Origin of the sequence: Streptomyces sp. NPDC102451 (assembly GCF_044765485.1) — a bacterium.
In the GTDB taxonomy this organism is placed as follows: domain Bacteria; phylum Actinomycetota; class Actinomycetes; order Streptomycetales; family Streptomycetaceae; genus Streptomyces.
In genome coordinates this window covers 256167-275817 of the sequence record NZ_JBIWKD010000001.1, presented here as the reverse complement: position 1 = coordinate 275817, position 19651 = coordinate 256167, and the positions used below count along the sequence as shown (strand labels likewise).

At 64.7% G+C, this 19651-nt stretch carries 22 protein-coding genes and 1 tRNA gene; 17 read left to right on the top strand and 6 right to left on the bottom strand.

All coding sequences use genetic code 11. From position 1 onward, the window contains the following. Nucleotides 1–175 precede the first annotated feature (175 nt). The gene (locus tag ACIRD8_RS01295; protein ID WP_403984751.1) at nucleotides 176–1453 is read left to right on the top strand and encodes a PIN-like domain-containing protein; all 1278 of its coding nucleotides are present in this window, start codon (nucleotides 176–178) and stop codon (nucleotides 1451–1453) included. 366 nt (nucleotides 1454–1819) lie between these two features. On the opposite strand, the gene ACIRD8_RS01290 is transcribed toward ACIRD8_RS01295, so the two are convergent. Further along, nucleotides 1820–2245 (bottom strand): hypothetical protein, encoded by a 426-nt coding sequence (locus ACIRD8_RS01290; protein WP_403984749.1) that lies wholly within the window; start codon nucleotides 2243–2245, stop codon nucleotides 1820–1822. Between the two features lie 133 nt (nucleotides 2246–2378). Then, entirely contained in the window at nucleotides 2379–3227 is an 849-nt protein-coding gene (locus ACIRD8_RS01285; protein WP_403984747.1) for a GIY-YIG nuclease family protein, read from the bottom strand. Between the two features lie 121 nt (nucleotides 3228–3348). On the opposite strand from ACIRD8_RS01285, the gene ACIRD8_RS01280 reads away from it, so the two are divergent. Together ACIRD8_RS01280 and ACIRD8_RS01275 are read left to right on the top strand one after the other, a co-directional pair. Then, nucleotides 3349–4701, top strand: a complete 1353-nt coding sequence (locus ACIRD8_RS01280) for a DNA cytosine methyltransferase (RefSeq protein WP_403984745.1) — start codon at nucleotides 3349–3351, stop codon at nucleotides 4699–4701. Between the two features lie 8 nt (nucleotides 4702–4709). Further along, a complete protein-coding gene (locus ACIRD8_RS01275) occupies nucleotides 4710–5486 on the top strand; it encodes a very short patch repair endonuclease (protein WP_403984743.1) in 777 nt (258 codons plus the stop codon). 603 nt (nucleotides 5487–6089) lie between these two features. Here ACIRD8_RS01275 and ACIRD8_RS01270 read toward each other — a convergent pair. Next, entirely contained in the window at nucleotides 6090–8027 is a 1938-nt protein-coding gene (locus ACIRD8_RS01270) for a hypothetical protein (RefSeq protein ID WP_403984741.1), read from the bottom strand. 781 nt (nucleotides 8028–8808) lie between these two features. Here ACIRD8_RS01270 and ACIRD8_RS01265 point away from each other — a divergent pair. Beyond that, nucleotides 8809–9645, top strand: a complete 837-nt coding sequence (locus ACIRD8_RS01265; protein WP_403984739.1) for a hypothetical protein — start codon at nucleotides 8809–8811, stop codon at nucleotides 9643–9645. 478 nt (nucleotides 9646–10123) lie between these two features. On the opposite strand, the gene ACIRD8_RS01260 is transcribed toward ACIRD8_RS01265, so the two are convergent. Further along, nucleotides 10124–10633 carry a GNAT family N-acetyltransferase gene (locus ACIRD8_RS01260; protein WP_403984737.1) on the bottom strand — a complete coding sequence of 170 codons (510 nt, stop codon included), beginning with the start codon at nucleotides 10631–10633 and terminating at the stop codon, nucleotides 10124–10126. A 20-nt stretch (nucleotides 10634–10653) separates the two neighbouring features. Then, nucleotides 10654–11427 carry a GntR family transcriptional regulator gene (locus ACIRD8_RS01255; RefSeq protein WP_403984735.1) on the bottom strand — a complete coding sequence of 258 codons (774 nt, stop codon included), beginning with the start codon at nucleotides 11425–11427 and terminating at the stop codon, nucleotides 10654–10656. A 140-nt stretch (nucleotides 11428–11567) separates the two neighbouring features. On the opposite strand from ACIRD8_RS01255, the gene ACIRD8_RS01250 reads away from it, so the two are divergent. The 13 genes from ACIRD8_RS01250 to ACIRD8_RS01190 all read left to right on the top strand — a co-directional run bounded on the left by ACIRD8_RS01250 (nucleotide 11568) and on the right by ACIRD8_RS01190 (nucleotide 19285). Then, nucleotides 11568–11897, top strand: a complete 330-nt coding sequence (locus ACIRD8_RS01250; protein ID WP_033249554.1) for a hypothetical protein — start codon at nucleotides 11568–11570, stop codon at nucleotides 11895–11897. A 2-nt stretch (nucleotides 11898–11899) separates the two neighbouring features. After that, nucleotides 11900–13252, top strand: coding sequence for an FtsK/SpoIIIE domain-containing protein (locus tag ACIRD8_RS01245; RefSeq protein ID WP_403984733.1), 1353 nt, complete (start codon nucleotides 11900–11902; stop codon nucleotides 13250–13252). Between the two features lie 84 nt (nucleotides 13253–13336). Next, nucleotides 13337–13525 carry a hypothetical protein gene (locus tag ACIRD8_RS01240; RefSeq protein WP_403984731.1) on the top strand — a complete coding sequence of 63 codons (189 nt, stop codon included), beginning with the start codon at nucleotides 13337–13339 and terminating at the stop codon, nucleotides 13523–13525. 76 nt (nucleotides 13526–13601) lie between these two features. Then, nucleotides 13602–14270 (top strand): DUF2637 domain-containing protein, encoded by a 669-nt coding sequence (locus tag ACIRD8_RS01235; RefSeq protein WP_403984729.1) that lies wholly within the window; start codon nucleotides 13602–13604, stop codon nucleotides 14268–14270. Between the two features lie 18 nt (nucleotides 14271–14288). Then, on the top strand, nucleotides 14289–14477 hold the full coding sequence (locus ACIRD8_RS01230) for a mobile element transfer protein (RefSeq protein WP_386320233.1): 189 nt from the start codon (nucleotides 14289–14291) through the stop codon (nucleotides 14475–14477). Between the two features lie 11 nt (nucleotides 14478–14488). Next, nucleotides 14489–14827, top strand: coding sequence for a SpdD protein (locus tag ACIRD8_RS01225; protein ID WP_403984727.1), 339 nt, complete (start codon nucleotides 14489–14491; stop codon nucleotides 14825–14827). Between the two features lie 5 nt (nucleotides 14828–14832). Further along, nucleotides 14833–15387: a GGDEF domain-containing protein gene (locus ACIRD8_RS01220; protein ID WP_403985607.1), complete on the top strand. Its 555-nt coding sequence runs from the start codon at nucleotides 14833–14835 to the stop codon at nucleotides 15385–15387. 93 nt (nucleotides 15388–15480) lie between these two features. Next, the gene (locus tag ACIRD8_RS01215; RefSeq protein WP_403984725.1) at nucleotides 15481–15663 is read left to right on the top strand and encodes a hypothetical protein; all 183 of its coding nucleotides are present in this window, start codon (nucleotides 15481–15483) and stop codon (nucleotides 15661–15663) included. Between the two features lie 5 nt (nucleotides 15664–15668). Continuing rightward, nucleotides 15669–15836, top strand: coding sequence for a hypothetical protein (locus ACIRD8_RS01210; RefSeq protein ID WP_403984723.1), 168 nt, complete (start codon nucleotides 15669–15671; stop codon nucleotides 15834–15836). Then, a complete protein-coding gene (locus tag ACIRD8_RS01205) occupies nucleotides 15833–16531 on the top strand; it encodes a DNA methylase (protein ID WP_403984721.1) in 699 nt (232 codons plus the stop codon). Before ACIRD8_RS01210 ends, ACIRD8_RS01205 begins: the two co-directional genes overlap by 4 nt. Then, nucleotides 16528–17940, top strand: coding sequence for a replication initiator protein RepSA (gene repSA, locus ACIRD8_RS01200; RefSeq protein ID WP_403984719.1), 1413 nt, complete (start codon nucleotides 16528–16530; stop codon nucleotides 17938–17940). The genes ACIRD8_RS01205 and repSA overlap by 4 nt, the downstream gene beginning before the upstream one ends. Next, on the top strand, nucleotides 17937–18149 hold the full coding sequence (locus tag ACIRD8_RS01195) for an excisionase family DNA-binding protein (RefSeq protein WP_403984717.1): 213 nt from the start codon (nucleotides 17937–17939) through the stop codon (nucleotides 18147–18149). Before repSA ends, ACIRD8_RS01195 begins: the two co-directional genes overlap by 4 nt. After that, the gene (locus ACIRD8_RS01190; protein WP_403984715.1) at nucleotides 18149–19285 is read left to right on the top strand and encodes a tyrosine-type recombinase/integrase; all 1137 of its coding nucleotides are present in this window, start codon (nucleotides 18149–18151) and stop codon (nucleotides 19283–19285) included. The genes ACIRD8_RS01195 and ACIRD8_RS01190 overlap by 1 nt, the downstream gene beginning before the upstream one ends. Before the next feature lie 100 nt (nucleotides 19286–19385). On the opposite strand, the gene ACIRD8_RS01185 is transcribed toward ACIRD8_RS01190, so the two are convergent. Continuing rightward, nucleotides 19386–19460: transfer RNA gene (locus ACIRD8_RS01185), tRNA-Val, on the bottom strand. Between the last annotated feature and the right edge of the window lie 191 nt (nucleotides 19461–19651).

The window sequence follows — 19651 nt, the reverse complement described above, 5'->3', positions numbered from 1 at the left end:
CCGAAGCCAACTTTGGGGCGGACACGGCAGCGGGTTGCACTCACACTCGCTGAGAAGGCGGCCTCATTCGTAGAGCGGTCCACGACTAGACGACCACTTCGGCCTTTTTTCCTGAATGCCTACGGTGTCACCCGCAAGCCGGGTACCCTCATTAATCCCGACTCCGGAGGCCCAAGTGAAGGAAACATTCAGCGAGTACTACTCACCTTCCGATGCGGAATACTCGGAATTTCTAGAGAGAGGGATGATCGCCCTGGACGCAAATGTCCTCCTCGCTCCGTATAGAGTTGACAGCGACGCCCGCAAGCAGATTTTTGACATCCTGACCCAGCTCAAGGACCGACTCTGGGTTCCCTATCAAGCGGGTTATGAATTCTTCAAGAATCGACCTGCAGTAATGGCAGGGGAAGACAAGGTATACCAGTCCCTCGAATCACCCCTCGTTGCAGCTCGCAGAAAGATCGAAGACCACCTCAAGAGCATCACCGGACATCCAGTCGTTACTGCACCGGACGCCGCAAGTATTCTGAACGGAATCGACCAAGTAATCTCCACGATCCACACCCTACAGAAAGGAAGGGATTCAAAACTGGAAGACTCTTTGCGTAATGACAAAATCCTGAGTAAATGGGAGGTCCTGTTGGAATCCCGCATAGGGACATGCCCCTCCCCGGAGATCCATCGAGAGACGTCAGAAGCAGTAAAACTGCGCTATGCAGAGGGAGTCCCACCCGGCTTGCAGGACGAAGATAAGCCGGACAATGCCTACGGTGACGGGATACTCTGGCTGCAGCTTATCGATCAGGCCAAGCTTACCAAGTCACCTACCCTGCTGATAACAGACGACGTGAAGGATGACTGGTACAGGCGCCACGGAGGAAAGACGATAGGTCCGCGCATCGAGCTCATTCGAGAAATGCGGGACTCAGCTGGCGTTCCATACTACCAGCAGCCCCTTTCCTTCTTTGTTCAGCGAGCAGGGAAAGTACTGCATAAGCCGGTTTCCGACAAGACCGTCAGGCAGGTGGTGGACCTATCTGTACCCAATATCTCCGGAGAAGGGTTCCGAAATGCGGTCGTATCCGAGCTGCAAAGACATTTCCCCGTCGGCGAACTGATCGAGTACTCTCAGGAATTTGCACACGTCGACCTAGCAGTTCGAGTTGGCTCTGCGGTGGTTGGGGTGATGATAAATCGCACTCCCGGGGCTCTACGCCGCCCCACCATCCACCGCCTCGCCGAAGCCGTCAGTGGACGCAAATTTGATGCAATCCTGCTAGTGACACGTAAGCCGTTCACCGAGAATGATCAAGATACGCTAATTGACCTACAGGACGAGTCAATCAAGCCATTTGATGCCATCCACTGGAATCCCCATTCCAGTACATCTCGCCTGCTCAATACAATACTGCGGCTTGCTGAACAGTCAGTTTCCACTGTCCGAGGGTCATAGATTCCTAATCCCTCCCCTGGTGCAAGGGGCTAGGTCGCTAGGAGATCTGTGCGCGACAAGCCTCGTCGTAGCCACCGGCCGAGGAGCAACTGCCGTCACCGGCTACCGTCAACGCCCCCGCAGCGGCTCGCTGCGGGGGCGTTCTGGCTGGTGGGCGCGGACGGTTTCGAACCGCCGACATCTGCTTTGTAAGCCTGGTGCCGACCACGAAACGGTCTTAGCTGGTCAACCGCCGTAGAGCAGCGCCAAGCCTGTCAGCGCCTACCTTCCCCGACTCACACCCCTATTGACCGTGGCTGACTGCTCGTTCTGGCACGGATCTGGCACAGCAGCGTTGGATGTCAGCACGGTTCTCGCGGCCCCACGTCATGCCACGGCGGAGCGAGCCCCGTGGCGCTCGTAGAGCCGCTTCATTTGCTTGATCCAGAAGGCAAACTTCTCGTCCTTCGATGCACTCATGGGCAGAAGCTGGAGCTCCTTGGCCAACTGATAGAAGCCTGGGCCGGCGTCGTTGGCATCCAAATAGTTCACCAGGGCTGAGAGCATGAGAGGAGGGTCGGAGGGAGCGCTCGCCTGATCTCGCTCCACGATCAGACCCAGTAGATGCCCCATGGCGGCCCGCTCGTCAGCACGCTCGAAGTCGAAGGCTCGAAAGCCGGTTCGCCTTGCCAAAGTGACGTTGAGCTCCGTGTATGAGGTGACCTTGCCAAGCTTCGCTCGTTCGACAAGGAAGTCTCGCCCGGTGCTTACCAGCGAGTCCCACTCATTCTCCGCGCGGCCGTATCCAGACATCCCGCCCCCCTCTACCCCGAAACCACTCCGTACGCCGGAACCTACCGTGATGGCGGAGTGCCCACAATCGCTCGTTTGGTGCATGACTGCGTCGTAATCCTGACTACGCGCCGCCCTGCAACCCCCTAGATGGCTACCCCTCCTCGGCATCATCCTCTTCGATGATCTCTGCGTGCTCCTGGTCGATCTCAGGATCAACATCGACCACTTGTCCCATGCGGTAGTACCGCCAGGCACTGGGATAGTTACGTTCACCCTCTGGGTACATAATCGCGTACCCATGCAACACAGCGATCTGCCACTGCTCGGTCAGCGTCTCACCGATGAGCGAGAAAAGATCACCAGCAGTTAGCTCCCCCTCGGGCACGCCGACTTCCCTGTCGCCCATCGCCCCCAGGGCTTTTATCGCATAGCGGAAGTTGTACGGCAACTGCTTCTTGACATCCGCGAGAAGTTGACGAAGTGACGTAGCCCCGGACTTAACTCCAGGGATCACCCGGTCCAGATCGATCGGATGCCGAACATCGAAATGATTTACCTTGATTACGGTGTCATCTCGCCGACGCCCAGGGTCATTATTACCAAAGCCATTGGTATTCCATGGAATCTCACCTTTCTCCCGATACTTCGCGATCAAGAGCCTCTCCGGCGCCACTGCGGGAAAGTCCTCATCAACATACAAACAGGCGAATCGCATCTCGCCAACAGAAATGTTATTCCGTCCGGAGATCTTCCGAAGGTGCTTCCCTATGCGCTGCGGAAGGTTCTTATCGGCCTTGCCCACGTAGACGAATCGCTCGCCGTGGTGCAACTGGTAGATCCCCCCACGCCGTTCAAGCTCCTCAAGAGCCCCCATCGAGAGGGGCGCCGGCTCCAGATCATCGAGGGCTTGGGCCAGTTGGTCCTTCAAGGCTCGCGTGATGCTCAGCCTGAAGTCTGCTCGATGCGAAGCTCCACCATCCAACTCGGACTGCTGCGTCACCTGTGTCCCAACTCTCATACGACCGCTTGACCAGGCGAACCGTACGCCCCTGCATGATCAAGAGCTTCCCGGTTTGGCCAAGTCGCCTCAAAGATCTTCTACTCCGCGGTATGCTCCCGCCATGGTTGAGCAGCGCAAAGACGCCACACGTAGCCGCACCAGCGTCGAGCTGTTCGCGGGTGGTGGCGGTCTGGCCATGGCAGTCCATCAGGCCGGCTTTCGCCCGCTCCTGTTCAATGAGTTCAACCCTCGCGCTTGCGAGACACTCGAAGCGAGCGCGACAAAAACACTCGGTGTCGACGGCATCGCACGCACAGAGGACAGGAAGCCGGTTGCCCCGGATCCCGGCGAACCTGCACCGCTGTACGCAGGCGATGTGCGAGATCTAGACCTCAGCGCACTTCGTGGGCAAGTGGACGTCCTGGCCGGAGGCCCGCCCTGTCAGCCGTTCAGTGCTGGCGGCGTCGCCAAGGGGGACGAAGACAAGCGGAACATGTTCCCCGCCATGTTTAAAGCGGTACGTGAGATGCAGCCCAAAGCCATTATCTGCGAAAACGTACGCGGCCTGCTTCGCCCATCCTTTAGTGACTACTTTCAGTACATCCAGCGAGAGCTGGAACTCCCATTCGTTGAGCGAGATGACAGCGATGAATGGCAGATCCATAACGCCCAGCTTGAGCGTCTCCTGAAGCAGCGTCCGGATAACGATAGAGATGACCAGCGTTATCGAGTAGTCCAAGTATCCGTAAATGCCGCTAACTACGGCGTACCGCAAATCCGCCACCGAGTTGTATTGATCGGATTCCGAGCCGATCTGGACGTCGACGTCGACGCTTTCGAAAAGTACGTTAAGACACCGCAGTACTCATCCGCTGCTCTCTTTCGTTCGATGAAGGACGAAGACGGCGAGTACTGGCGTCGTCACTCCAGTGTCCCGAGTCATGTTCGCGAGCGTGTCCGAGCCAACCTTCCGCGCATCATCGAGGAAGACGACTGCGCCCCATGGCGAACGCTTCGCGACGCCATCCAGGGGCATGGAAGCGATGTGCCGCTGCCCGCCCTTCCGCCGGTCGACCTCGGAAAGCTCGATCGCAAGACTGAGCAGGCCCAACATCTGGGCATTGCCGATCACATCGGTTGGCCGGATGCTCGCATCTACAAGGGACACACGCCCAACGAGCTCGACCGTCCCGCCAAAACGGTCAAGGCAGGAGTTCACGGTGTGCCAGGCGGGGAGTCGGTGATGCTCCTAGACGAACGGGAACCTGACTCCAGCACCGATGATGGTTGGCGCTACAAGCATCGGTACATGACGGTGCGTGAGACAGCTCGGGTGATGACGTTCCCGGACGAGTGGCACGGTGTCGGCCCGCGCGGAGAAAAGATGCGGCAGTTGGGAAATGCCGTGCCTGTCACTCTCGGTGAATTCTTCGCGAAGGCCGTCGCAGACGGGCTTAGTAACTCGGGGCACTGAACAGCGACATGGAGGAACGCCGCAGCACATGGAACGAGAAACTGCCTCCTGAACGGGCCTACAAGCACGTCAAAGGCGTCTCCCCCGTAACGGAGCAAGACAGGGCGGCCGGAGGCCGGCATCGACGAATGGTCGCCTTGGGGGATGGGCAATTCGCCAGGGCTTCGGTTGCACTCAGGCTGTACAAGAGAACCAGAAGGATTCGTGCCGTCCTCCGATGGTCCCACGAGGGCAAGTCGCCGGAGATCTATCTCGGCGAAGTATCTGGAAACACCCGGCAGGCAAACCTGCGTCTGGCATGGCAACGCGCTTGGGAGCGGGGTCTGCTCACTGAGGAGCCCTTGCCACCCGAGTCCAAAGCGTCATCTCGTGAGGTCCGCGCCGTGATGCGCGCGAATCGCAGCAGGGATACCAAGCCGGAACTCGCCTTGCGCTCCCTGCTTCACGCGAATGGCCTGCGGTATCGCGTGGATGCAAGCCCGCTCCCAGGCGTACGGCGCCGGGCGGACGTTATATTTCCCAAGGACAGGCTTGCCGTCTTCGTAGACGGTTGCTTCTGGCATGGGTGCCCCCAGCATCTACGGCCAGCGAAGACGAACGCCGCAGCTTGGGCTGCCAAGCTTGAAGAGAATCAAGCCCGTGATGCCCACACGAATGAGCTCCTACGTGCGGCCGGCTGGACAGTTATCAGGGTGTGGGAGCACGAGGACCCAGCCGTAGCCGCAGAGATGGTGGTTCAGGCGTTGTTGCGTCTGCGCGGCGGAGAACAGGACAGCGGCGGATGAACGGTAGTGCGCCCGACGGAGCGGAGCGCAGCCGTGCATTGAACACGCAGGGGGGTTTCCACACAGCGCAGCGCGATACGCTCAGTCAACTGCCGCCACCTACTACCATCAACGCCCCCTAGCGGCTTGCTGCGTGGGCGTTTCAGTTGGCGGGCGCGGACGCCCTCGAACCGCCGACATCTTCTTTGTAAGTTCGATCGGACGGATTTTGCGGGGCTGGCTCAAGAGCGCTTTCCTGCTACCGCCGAACGTCCAACGCCGCCTGCGTCCCGCCCGCGCTGATGTCAGCTAGTGATGTCAGGAGTCGGGACGGGCCTGGCACTGCTCGCACTCGTCGTCTCGCTGGTGGAGTCGTCAAAGGTCTTGCAGCGCGACGCTGGGGAAATAATCTCGACGCTAGTGTCCACTTCCGTCCCTCGACGCCAGAGCCGCCACCTCACCTCGCCGGTTCGAGGTCGAAGGAGACCCGCTAGACGGACGATTCGCAGTGGAGACCCGCCACCCGAAACAACAACTCGACCAAAGCGTCCGTAAGACCCGGCAGAGCCGCCGACTTGCGCTAGTCGACGGCTCTGCCTCGCGCTTCGGTATTGGCCGTGCTTCCTACGCGTCTGCGCGCCGGCCGAACTGCCCCCCACCCTGAGTCAGAATGCGCTGCTCAACGTTGACGAGGCCCAGCAGCGATGCGGATAGGGCGGCGGGCTCCAAGAGCTCCCGCACGTCTTCTTCACCAATGTGAATCGGCTCATCGTCTTCTGTCTTGCCTACGAGGGTTCCGTTCAGCCGTTGTGCATGAACTACGTGCGCGACCGCCTCTTCGCCGTAAACACGCTGCACCAACTCCTGCACCTTCGCTGGATCGGCCTTGGGCCAGATCTGGTCGGCCCAGTAGGTGAACTCCTGGACGAACATCGGGTGAGCGGAGTTGAGGTAGACAACGCCTCGGTACTCCGTCCCCTCAATGGTGCGTGTGTCGTTGCGTACGTACTGCGCCAGGTACTTGCTCTCGTCGGGGTCAAACCGCTTCCAGTCGAAGGCTGGGTACCCGCCCCGCACCCGCGAAGGCGAACCCTGCGTCGACCCAGCCGTCGTAGGCACAAGGATGTGCCGGGGCCCGGACGTTCCACCTGTCCCGCCAGGCCGTCCCGTTCCACCAGCGGGCCGCGGACCACGTGATCCAGGAGAGCCAGCGAACGATCCACTGGGGTTCCCGAGGACCTTACCCATTGCCGAACTGAGAACCCTGGACGCTTTGAAGCGGGGGTTCAGCCGATCCAGGATTCGTGCGAGGTTCTTGGCCATCGACGGATCCGTCTGCTTGGTGTCCCGAGCGCGGGCCTGTTGTTGTGCCTTGGTCAATTCCTCGGGGAAGTTCTCGAAGAAGGCGTCTCCCCACTCTTCCCAAGGCAACTCCAAGCCGCCCTTGCCGAAAAGGATGTGGCGCGATGCCTGCGTGATCACACCCCATCGGGTGGGCTGACTGTCGCTGTAAACCGGCGGACGCACGATCAACCAGGTACGGCCCATGATCTCGTCAGTGATGCCGAACAGGCGGTAACGGCTCTTGTTCCGGTCCGCGTGGTAGGCCTCACCCTGGTAGTCCACGACCGCGATTGGTCGTTGGACGATGTAGTCGGACGTACCACCGACAGGCTCATCCGGCTCGGGAACATAGAACCAGTCCACTTGGGTTCCATGTCCATCGACGGTGACCGTGCCCGTCAGGGCGACATCCGGGATGTAGTGCCGCAGACCGTAGACGCGCCGAGGGCGCCAAACCATGGCTTTACCATCGGGGAGGTTCACGGTCTTGTCCTGGGTGTCCCTGCGGCCAACGCTCTTCTTGGCGTACAGGTCTACGACCGTGGTTTCGATGGGTGCACCTTCCCGCTTCGGCACCTCAATCAGCCGGCTGTTCAGGTACCGAATGAGGTCGTCAACCGACTCCTTGCGGGAGGGGTCCTGGTCTCCCATCCACGTGTCGGTGTCCGAGGACGACCCCAGCAACACCATGATGGTTCCAGTTGCCATCCATCGGGGGCGGATGCGGCTCCAGTCACAGCCATGCTCCTCATCCACGAACGGCTGAACCACGTCGGTGAGGCTGACGAACTCACCGTTCTCGTCCTCGGCCGACCATTCCTTGAGGGCGTAGTTGCCATCGCTGTCGCGGTAGATCCACAGCATCGCGCCGTCCGGCGCCTCCGCTGTATAGCTGATGACGACCACGCCGTACGGGTTCCACGGCAAGACAGAGGATTTGAAACCCTGTCCGAAGTTGCCATCGACCCCGATGGGCTTACCTCCGCCACCAAACGTCGTGAGGAACACCTTGAGGTCGTTCGGCTGCATCCCGGCGCCGTTGTCCATGATCGTGCGTCGGAGAACGCCCTGTCGTTCCGCAGCCTGTTCTTCGATCCCAAAGTGGATGATCGAAGCGCCGCTTTCCTCGGAGTTCTTCCACGCCTCGCGCGCCCACTGGTAGGGCCCGCCCGCCTCGTAGGCTTGGCGGATGAGGTGAGTCGTGGCCTCCGTTGGCACATGCACAAACCTAGGCATATCTGCCCCCTTCTCCCCTAGAGCCGCAACCCTAGAGATCCCGACAAGAGCGGTGGCCCTTGTCGGGAGCACCGTACCTCCAGCCTGTGCGTGGTGCGACCGGATTGGGCCCGGAGGGCGTGTCAGGAAGCACTGGGCCCCAGTGCATGAGCCAAGCACCACGGCCACGAGTGCCAGTCCGTCGCCGACGTGCCGGCCGTACGAGGGTGCCTCCCGGTCGGGTATTGAGGAGAGACTCCAGCCCTCCGCCATCGACCCAGGACAAGCCGAGCACACACGGCTCCGGGCCCCGCGCTCGCGACTTAGCACTAGTTCAGCCGCTCGCGATGGCCCAGACGGGTCTCTACCCAGTCCACAATCAAGCTCAGGAAGGCTGCCGGAGCCCTCCTCGGCATCCGTCGTTGACCGTGGCGTACCGCTCTCGCGGGCACGGGCCGGGCACGAGGTCGAGTGACGACCGCTTCGGGGGCCGGATGCCCGGTGCTCCGTCGTGCGTTGGATCTAAAAGTGGGCAGAGTTCTGGCCTGCGTTCTGCCAGAATCCCTGTATGGGGCCTAAAAAGATCGTCTACCTTGACCAAAACAAGTGGATCGAGCTACTAAAAGCTGAGAAGAGTGGCGCGGATTCACCTTCCCTCAATGCCGCTAACGCCCTCCGAGAGGCCGTGCAGTCAGGGAGCATAGTGGTCCCTCTCTCGGCAGGTCATTACCTTGAAACATGGCATCGATCGAATTCGAAATCCAGGTATGACTTGGCACGAGTTATGCGTGAACTTTCGCAGTTTTCTTCTTTGTCTCCGGCGCATCGCGTGCAACGTTGGGAGATAGAGCATGCCCTCACCCAATATCTCGGGTTCGATTCTGAGGGCACGGACTCCAGCGCCATCATGGATAAAATTCTCGGTCGTGGCGTCGATCACGCTTTCGCGTCACCCACAGGGCGTCTACGGCTAGTCAGTCGAGTTGCCTCTGAGGGTGCTTCCGAAGGTGATCCCCTAGAGCCTGAGCCTGAGCTCCTGGAACTTTTGGAGCAGGTGCGATCTCTGCCCAACGATGCCTACGAGTGGTGGTCTCTGGCAGGCAACGAGGATGACTCGATGATCCATGAGGACTGGGATACGCGAGGTCAGCACAGGATCGGTTCCTCATACGCCGAGCAGGAGCAAGCCCTGTCCAATCACCTGGCATCTAATCCAAAAAAGAAGGGGAAGCTCGATCAATTGATTGCTGCTCAGGATCTGGTTGAAATATCGGAAGATGTGCATGAGGCCGCGACGGATCTGGGAATTAATCCGCTCAACGTCTACGGGAGACTACTTGAGATGGGAGGGCCGGAGGCAGTTAAAGGGTTTTTGTTGGCCATGCCGTCCGTTGCTGTCAGATATGAAGCGCGTCGCCTGAAGCACCGAAACCTTCAATGGTCGTGGCAACAGCATGACCACATCGACTTGACTTCTCTTGCCGTGGCAGTTCCCTACGCAGATATCGTCGTTACAGAGCGACAGTGGGGCCATCTCTTCAAGGTGGCCAAGCTGGATGTCAGGTTTGGCACGCGCGTAATTAGCCGGCTCGCGGAGTTGCCGCAAGTCTTGGCTGAATAGCCAACGGCGGTGTGGAGATCGCTCACTTTCTACCCACCACTCGCCCCGGCTCCCATCCCGTCCGCCTTCGACCCACACGTCGTGGAGCGGTCGTGGTCCAGGGCGTCAAGGTGGAGCGCGCCACTGTACGAACGACCTTGACGCCCTGGACCACGACCGCTCGGCTCTGCCTGGGTCGAAGGTGGTCGGGATGGGAGCCACCACGACGCTCACCACGCTCCGGCCGGCACTCGCGAACGGCGCCATCGCCATCCCGGTGCCGGAGCGCCCCCGCCGGAGGCATGTCTTGAAGCCGCGGGCGTGGTTCTCGTCTCATGCCCAACGGGCCTATCCACTACGGGCGCGCGTCGGCGGCGGCAGCGCCGAGCGGGCCGAAGGCAGGAGCGCGGGCGCAGCCAGAGCCGGGAAGCGCGCCCGGCGGAGCGGAGCGCAGCCGGGTGCCTTGATGAGGTAGAGAAACCTGTAACAGCTCTCGTTGTCAGGCGGGTGCCACGAAGCAGACCGCATCAAAGCGCTCGCCGGCGAAGGTATGTTCTGTCTCGCCGAATCGCTGCCAGCCGAGGCGCTCGTACAAGCGGATCGCTGCGGCATCCTTCGTCAACACCTCAAGGACCAAGCGCAGATTGTTCGCTCTGGCGTAGGACGCTGCTGCGTCCATGAGGTGCTGCCCTGCGGAGCCCTTGCGTGCATCACTGGCGACGAAGAGCCTTGCTAGTACGCCTACCTGCGAGGGGGCGGCACCACTCTTCTCGCTCCAGAGGTATGCAACCTCGTCTCCTGACCGAGGACTGTTGACTGCCACGTGCCCCACCACATGCCCGTCCAGTTCGGCAACCCACGCCGCCAGAAGACCGTCGGGAGAAAGCCATCCTTGAGGGTCCTCAACGCCCTCAACGGGATAGCCATCGGATTTGTGCACCGCGATCAAAACCTCTGCGACTTCGGCAAGGTCGCGGGCTTCGCGCCGACGGACCATAGGCTTTGGCATGGTGGCCTTTCGTCCTCTGCTTACTCAACTGGCAGTTCATAGAGCAGACCAGTCTGGTCAGCTCGGTGCACGTATCGGGACACTTCAAACGGCTTCAGGTCCTGGTCGAGGCTGGTGTGCAGCACTTCAAGGATCGGAACGCCCGGTAGTAGTTGGAGAATCGCGGCTTCCTCGGGTGACGGCATCCGGGCGCTGATCTCGTCACGTACCCGCGTCATGACGTGCCCGAGCTCCTCAAGTCGCCCGTAGATCCCGTCTTTGCCGGTCTTGGGCTGCATGAGAAGCGTGTCCTTCGCTTCGTCCCAGCGCAGGTATGTCGAGACGATTTGTACGGGTTCATCGTCCGCGAAGTAGTGGTTCTCCCGGTGCACAACGCTCTGCTCGTCGGCCGGCACGCCGAGACGCTCGGCTACGTCGAGGGGAGGAGTTTCACGGGCGATGGATGGGACGTCAATCCTCGGCGTCTTGCCCTGGCGCTTAGCTTCGAGCCTGAACGGAGTCAGCCCGGTCTCGCGATTCTTGATCGAGTAGCGATCGCTGCCGAACCTGAAGAGCCTCCGCGGTTCCCGGACGAACACGCCCCGCCCGTGCTTCGCGGTGACGAGACCCTGCTCCGCGAGCAGGCGCACAGCCTCGCGCGCCGTATTGCGCGCTGCCCCGTACCTCTCCGCCAGCACGCGTTCCGAAGGCAATTTTTCTCCGGTCGCGATCTCGCCAGCGTGGATCTGCCGACGTAGTTCTTCCGCGATGCGCCTGCTTGCTGGCTGCTGAGTAGGGGGCTCGGACGAGGTCATGCGGTCAGCCTAGCAACTGGCTCAAGCCAGAAGCTTGACGAGCACACCGACACATGCTCAACTGGCTTAAGCCAGTAAGTGGCTCAAGCCAGTTGGGGTTGGCGATCCTCATGCTGCCCCAGCGCGATGAGGGAGACGCTATGCCGTCGTTCAAGATCGATGTTTCGACCGCTGTCGTGTTCGTTGCGACGCCTCCGACGCCGAAGCTCGTGAGTAAGCAGACCGGTGAGATCGCGATGGACCGGGAGACCGGTGCTCCGCTCGCGACGGTGGGTCTGCTGATCTCGGACGAGGGGGAGGGCAACCTCTACCAGGTGACGGTGCCGAGCACGGGGGTCCCGGAGAATCTGACCCCGGGGACGCCGGTCACGGTCATCGGCCTCAAGGCGCGGGACTGGGAGAACACGTTCAACGGGCAGACCCGGCACGGGATCAGCTTCCGCGCGGTGGCCATCACGGCGGGTGCCTGACCATGTCGGACCTGACCACGGTGATCGAGGTGGCGGGGGCCTTATCGGCTGCCGGCGGTCTCGGCTATGCAAAGGTGCACGCTCCTCGTGTGTTCTGGTCGCTGGCCGGTCTGCCGGTCGCCCGGGTCCGCTTCGCCGCCACGTACCGATCCACGATGGATGTGTGCGGGCTGACGGTCCAGCCGTCCCGCCTGCGGTCGTTCATGGTCCGCAACGTGGCCCGCCGCCCCGATGTGCAGCCGGTCCCGCCGAAGGTTCGCCGGGTCCGCGGCTCCTCCACCGGCATGCGGGTCACCCTCCGCCTCCCCGCCGGCCTTGAGCCCGCCGACGTCGCCGCCGCTTCCGAGCGTCTGCGGCACGCCTGGGGCGTCCACTCCGTCCACGTCGTCGAGACCAAGCCTGGCTTCGTCGAACTCCGCATGACCGGGTATGACGTGCTGCGCCGGGTGAAGATGCCCCGCCGGCTGCCCCGCACGGTCGCCTCGGGCCCGTTGGTGGTGCCGGTGGCGCTGCGGGAGGACGGGACCGCGTTCGTCCGCGACTACACGAAGATCCCGCACAGCCTGACCCTGGGCGCGAACCAGTCGGGCAAGTCGATGTTCCAGCGCAACCTGATCACCGGCCTCGCCAAGCTCCCGGTCGGCCTGGTCGGGATCGACTGCAAGCGCGGTGTCGAACAACGCGGCTACGCACCCCGCCTCTCCGCCCTCGCGGTCACCCCGGACGAAGCCTCACAGCTCCTGGAAGTCCTGGTCCGGGAGATGGAGGACCGCTTCGACATCCTCAGCGCTCACGGGGTCTCGGATCTCTGGGACCTGCCCGTGAAGGTGCGGCCGGTGCCGGTGGTGGTGCTGGTGGACGAGGTCGCCGAACTGTTCCTGACCGCGGTCAAGAAGGATGAGGAACGCCGGGACCGCATGGTGATGCACCTGGTGCGCCTCGCGCAGATGGCCCGTGCGGTCGGGATCTATCTGGAGATCTGCGGGCAGCGCTTCGGCTCCGAGCTCGGCAAGGGCGCCACGATGCTCCGTGCCCAGCTCACCGGCCGTGTCATCCACCGGGTCAACGACAAGCAGACGGCGGACATGGGCCTCGGCGACATCGCCCCCGATGCCGTCTACGCCGTCACCACCATTGCGCCGGATCGCCCCGGTGTGGCTGTGGCCGGCGACGCCTCCGGCGGCTGGTCCCGCATCCGCACCCCCGAACTGAGCGCCGCCGACGCCGTGGCCACCTGCCACGCATACGCGCACATGACCCCCGACGTCCCGGCCTTGGCCCCGTTCCGCCCGGTCGTCCGCACTGCCTCGGCTCCGGCTTCGCCGCTGGTCAATCCGCGGCCGGTCACTGAGTAACACCCCTCCGCACCGCCGGTTGGCGTGACCGTCTCGCGCCAGGTCCCTACCCCGCCCATGCCCGGAACCGGAAGGACCCACGTCATGGCCCCACGGACCACCAAGCCCAAGAAGAACCCCACGGCCCTCGACGAGCCAGCTGTCTGCAAGCCGTGCGGCGGGACCGGAAACGTCCCCACCACGGTGCGCGTCGGTCGCAAGCGCCGCCCGGTCGGCCAGCAGGACGGCCTCTGCCTCAACTGCCTCGGCTCCGGCACCGACCCCGACGCCTGACCCCAACGCCCCGGGTGCCGGGCGGAGACCACCACATCCCGCCCGGCCCCGGCCTACCCCGAAAGGAGGTGATCCCATGTCTCGTGTTCGCCTGGATGCCGTCCTGGTCCAAGCCGTCATTGCCGGTGCTCTGTCTTTCGCTCACCTGCATGACCTGGCCGAAGCGGCCGGACAGGACGGCTGGAAAGCCTGGGCCTACCCGATCAGCGTGGACCTGCTCCTCGTCGCCGCCTGGCGCCGCATGCGCACCCACGCCGACAACCGCGCCGCCTGGATCTGGTTCGTCATCGCCCTGGCCGCGTCGCTCGGCGCGAACATCGCCACCGCCGGACTCCTCGACCTCGCCAACGTCCCGGCCTGGCTCCGCATCCTCGTCGCCGGCTGGCCCGCCCTCGCCTTCCTCGGCGGCACCCTCCTCGCCCACACACCCACCACACCCGCCCCCGCAGCCCCGACCGCTGCACCGCTGGCTGCCCCGGACCCCGAACCGGCCCCGAACGTCACGGTGGAACGCGCTCCCGAGCCTGCCCCCGAACTCCCGCTGGCCTCTGCCCGGGCTGCTGCCTCGGCTCCGGCGACAGCGCCGCCGACCATGGCTGTTCCGCCGGCCCTGCTCGATCACGCCCGGAAGGTCGCGGACACGCATCACGCGACGACCGGCGCCCGGATCGACTCGGCCACCCTCCGCGCTCGCCTCGGCGTCCCGGCCCCGCTGGCTGACGCCATCAACGCCCAACTCGTCTAACCGAAAGGACGTTTCGTCATGCCGCGTCCGAACCGCTTCACCGACGTGATCCGTATCGGCCCTGTCCAGGTCGGCACGCACTACGACGGCCGGGGCCGGACCAAGCACACCGCGGCCTGCACCGCCCCCGGCTGCAACTTCTCCGCCGACTACCACGGCCGCGCCGCCGCCGAACTCGCCGCCAAAACCCACCGCTGCAACCCCTGAGAGGAGAACCCATGTTCACCCCGAAGTACCCGACCCCGGACACGGCCCCCACCGCGGACACGTCCCTCGTCCGCCCGCTCACCGGCCTCGTGCACCCCCCGGCCTGCACCTGCCACCCCACCACCGCACCGGCCCCCGCACCCGTGCCCGCTCAGGACCCGGTCGGCCAGCCCTCGGTCCAGCTCACCCCCGGTGCCCTGATCGTCGCCGCCGCGGGCGGGACCGGTGTGGTCCTCGTCGTCGGCGCGGTCCTGGTCTCGATGCTCCTCGCGGTCGCCATCACCGCCGCGTCCGTCGCGATCTGCGCCGTCGTCCTGCGCACGCTCCTCAACAACCACCAGGGGCGGTGACCGTCGTGGAGCTGCCCGTCATCGCCGCGGCGTTACCCGCCCTCGGGTGGGCCCTGCACGGCAGCCTGCTCACCCGCCGCCTCTCCACCGCCCGCCGGGATCCGCTCACCGGTCTCCACAACCGCGCCGGCTGGACGACCCGCGCCGAATGCATCGCCACCCGCTCACCCCGCGCCCTGGCCCTGCTCGTGGACCTGGACGACTTCAAGGCCATCAACGACACCCACGGCCACCTCGCCGGCGATGCGGTCATCACCGCCACCGCCGCCCGGCTCGCCGACTGGGTCGCAGGGCACGGCATTGCCGCCCGCCTCGGGGGCGACGAATTCGCCGCCATCATCACCGACCCGGCCAACGTCCCCGGCGCCACCGCACTGCACGAAGCGCTGCACCGCCCGGTCACCTACCGCGGGTTGGTCATCCCGGTCGCCGCCTCGGTCGGCTTCTGCCACCTGACCGACCTGCCCGTACGCACCCTCACCGACGCCCTGTCCGCCGCTGACGCCGCGATGTACGCGGTCAAAGGCCACGGCCGGCGCAACAACACCCTGCGCCCTTAACCGGCCCCCGGGACGGCCTCGGTCGCCAAACTTCCGCCGCCCCGGGCGCCCAACCCCATCCAGATCCAACGGACCCGAAAGGGAGACCCCATCATGCCCGACAACACCCGCCCCCGGCCGATCTGCGCCCACTGCGACGGCTTCCCCCAGGTCGCCATCACCACCGGACAGACCACCCCCACCGGGCACCGGCAGACCATCACCGCCGACTGCCCCGCCTGCAACGGCACCGGCCACACCTCCCCCGCCCGCGCCTACGCCCGTACCGGGGCGTGATCCCCATGGCCCTCCTGGACTGGAGCGACAAGAAGCACTTCGACCCCACCGGCGACAAGCCCTGCGTGCTCTGCGACAAACCCACCCCGCTGCGCTCCGACCGCGGCAAGCCCGTCCACAAGGTCTGCGCCGAAGAGTGGATCGACAACCACCCGCCCAAGGACAACCGATGACCGACAACCGGCCTCGCGTCCTCGACCTCTTCTCCTGCGCCGGCGGTGCCGCCATGGGCTACCACCGCGCCGGCTTCGACGTCGACGGCGTCGACATCGCCCACCGCCCCAACTACCCCTTTCCCTACCACCAGGGCGACGCCCTCGACCGTCTCACTCACCTCGTCGCCACCAGGGAGATCGAGCGGTACGCCCTCGTGCACGCCTCCCCGCCCTGCCAGGCACAGTGCGCCCTCACCGTGGGCACCAACCGGGCACAGGGCTGGGGCGGAACACACGCCGACCTCGTCGCCCCCACCCGGGCCCTGCTGGAGCTGACCGGACTGCCGTACGTGATCGAGCAGCCCAACGGCCGCGCCACCATCCGCAAAGACCTGTCCCTGTGCGGGGAAATGTTCGGCCTGGGTGTCCTGCGCCACCGCAACTTCGAACTCGGCGGCTGGATGGCCCCCCGACCCGTCCACCCCGCTCACCGCGGTTACGTGCGGGGCCACCGCCACGGCGTCTACCGGGAAGGGCCCTACGTCGCCCCGTACGGCTCCGGCGGCGGCAAAGCCACCGTGCCCGAAATGCAAGCGGCGATGGGCATCACCTGGACCGACGTCCGCGAGGAACTCACCGAAGCGATCCCCCCGGCCTACACGAAGTGGATCGGAACCGCGTTCCTCACCTGCCGGCAAGAGGTGCTCGTATGACCGACCCCGTCACCGCGGCGGGTCTGGACCCGGCCACTCTGGGCGATCTGCTCCGGGTGGCCGGCTCCGCGGACTTCGACCGCTGGAACGAGCAGATCCGCCGCACTGGGGGATGCGCACAGCCCATCCACCTCACCGGCGCCACCAAGACCACCGACCGGGCAACCGGCACCCTCCTGCACCACTACACGACCGACACCGAGCCCGGCGGCCGGTTACGCATCGCCTGCGGCAACCGCCGCGCCTCCCGCTGCCCCGCCTGCGCCTGGACCTACGCAGGCGACACCTACCACCTCATCCGCGCCGGACTCACCGGAGACCCCGACAAAGGCACCCCGACCACCATCCGCGATCACCCCCGCGTCTTCGCCACCCTCACCGCCCCGTCGTTCGGCCCGGTCCACAACCGGCCCGGAAACCGGCCCTGCCGCTGCGGCACCCACCACCCGGAGACCGCCCCCGAACTCGGTACCCCGCTCGACCTCGACCGGTACGACTACGCCGGTGCGGTGTTGTGGAATAACCACGCCTCCGACCTCTGGCGCTACTTCACGATCTACCTCCGCCGCGAAATCGCCCGCCGCGCCGGCCTCACCCAGAAGGCCGCCCGCGAACAGTCCCGGCTGTCCTTCGGCAAGGTCGCCGAGTACCAAAAGCGCGGTGCCGTGCACTTTCACGCGGTGATCCGCTTCGACGGACCCGACGGCCCGGATTCGCCGCCTCCGGCCTGGGCCACCCTCGAACTCCTCGACGACGCCATTCGCGCGGCTGCCGCCCGGGTCGAAGTCACCGTGCCGGCCAACCCGGCTGCCGGAATCGTCAAGGACTGGGTGCTGCACTGGGGCACGCAGCTCGACGTCCAGCCCATCCGCGCGTTCGGCAACGGTGAGGACCTCACCGAGCAAGCCGTTGCCTCCTACGTCGCGAAGTACGCCACGAAAGCAGCCGAGACGACCGGCACCGTCGACCACCGGATCGGCAACAAGGAAGCCCTGGTGCTGCTCGACGTGCCCGAGCACCCGCGCCGGCTTATCGAAGCGTGCCTCGACCTCCACCACGCCTACCCGGATCGCAAGCTCCGCGACTGGGCGCACATGCTCGGCTTCCGCGGCCACTTCTCCACCAAGTCACGCCGCTACTCCACCACCCTCGGGGCTCTTCGCCAGGTCCGGGCCGACTACCGAGCCGCACAGCAACGTGAAGCCCTCGGCCTTCCCGACCCGGACGGCAACCCGGAAGCCCCCACGCTCACGCTCGCGCACTGGGCCTACGCCGGCCACGGCCACACACCCGGCGAATCCTGGCTCGCCGCCAACATCCACCGCGACATCCAACACAACCGCGACCACGCCCGCGAACACCGCGCCGAACTGCAAGACCAACTCGCTCTGGAAGGGGCCGAAGCATGAAGGACCGGCTGATGAACGTTTCAGAGGTCGCCTCGTACCTCGGAACGACGGAACGATTCCCACGTCGTCTGATCGCCGAGCGACGCATTGTGTTCGTCAAGGTGGGGCGACATGTCCGCATCCCTGAGCGGGCCTTGGCGGACTTCGTGGCTGCCAATACGGTTCAACCAGTGGTTTCGGTTCGCCGCCGGTTCGGGGCGGTGGCCTGATGGCGAACCAAAAGGGCAAACGCCGCCGGTTCGGTTCGGTCCGCAAGTTGCCGTCCGGCCGCTTTCAAGCCCGGTATCCCGGCCCGGACGGTCTGTTGCGTTCGGCGTCGGAGACCTTCCCCACTCAGACCGATGCTGATCGGTGGCTCGTCCGCAAGGAAGCGGAGATCCTCGACGGGCGATGGAAGAACCCGGACGACAAGGTCCTGTTCGGCGTGTACGCCGATGCCTGGTTCAAGGAACGCGACTACGCGGCGACCACCCGCGAGCGCAACGGCAGCGCGCTACGCCTCCACATCCTGCCGACCTTCGCGAACCTGGTCCTGAGCGAGATCACGACACCGCAGATCCGCCGCTGGCGTGCCGGCCTCCTGGAGTCCGGTGTCGGTGAGGCGACGGTGGCCAAGGCGTATCAGATCCTCCGCGCCATCATGAACACCGCGGTCGACGACGAGGTGATCCAGCGCAACCCCTGCCGTATCAAGGGCGCTGGCGCGGCCAAGACCGCAGAGCGGCCTTTCCTCGATGTCACCGAGGTCTTCCAGCTCGCCGACGCCGTGCCCGCGCGCTTCCGGGTGTTCATCCTCCTGGCGGCCTTCACCGGCCTCCGCTTCGGGGAGCTGGCCGCGCTCCAGCGCCATGACGTCGACCTCGAACGGCGAACCGTCGCAGTACGGCGTGCCCTGGCCGAGACCCGCACGGACGGCATCCTGGTCAAGGCACCAAAGAGCGCGGCCGGTGTGCGTACTGTCGCCTTCCCGGCCTCGTTGACGGAAAGCCTGGCTGCGCACCTCGCCGCCTACGCCGAGCCGGGGCGCACTGGGCTCGTCTTCACGGGAGCAAGGGGCGGGCAGCTTCGCCGGAACAACTTCCGCCGCCTGTGGCTACGGGCGCTGGAGGCGACCGGCCTGGGAGACGTCCACTTCCACGATCTGCGCCACACCGGAAACACCCTCGCCGCGACCGGCGGTGCGACTACCCGCGAGCTGATGCAGCGAATGGGGCACTCGTCGGTGCGTGCCGCGCTGATCTACCAGCACCTGGTGAACGGCCGTGACCAGGCGATAGCCGCTCACGTCGACGAGCAGATCAGAAAGGTCCGGCCGGCAGAGCCCGGCGACGCATCTGGCACGTGACTGGCACGACGCCTCTTTCCCGCCCTCGCGGCTGAGTAACGAACAAGGCCCAGGCTCCCGGTTCTGTACCGGTGGCCTGGGCCTTCGTCGTGCTTACTGCTGGTGGGCGCGGACGGTTTCGAACCGCCGACATCTGCTTTGTAAGAGCAGCGCTCTACCCCTGAGCTACGCACCCGTGGATGAGGCAACAGGTTACATGGCCCAGGCCCCCCGGCCGCAATCCGGTTCCCGGCCGGTCCGGCCGCCCCTCCTGGCCACAGGGCTGCCGCCTCCCCGGGTCTCCGCCCCGCCGCTCCCCGGGCATCCAACCGCTGAGGCCGTACGGGGGCTATCCCCACCCCCGAGACGGTAGCCGTCCGGATCGTC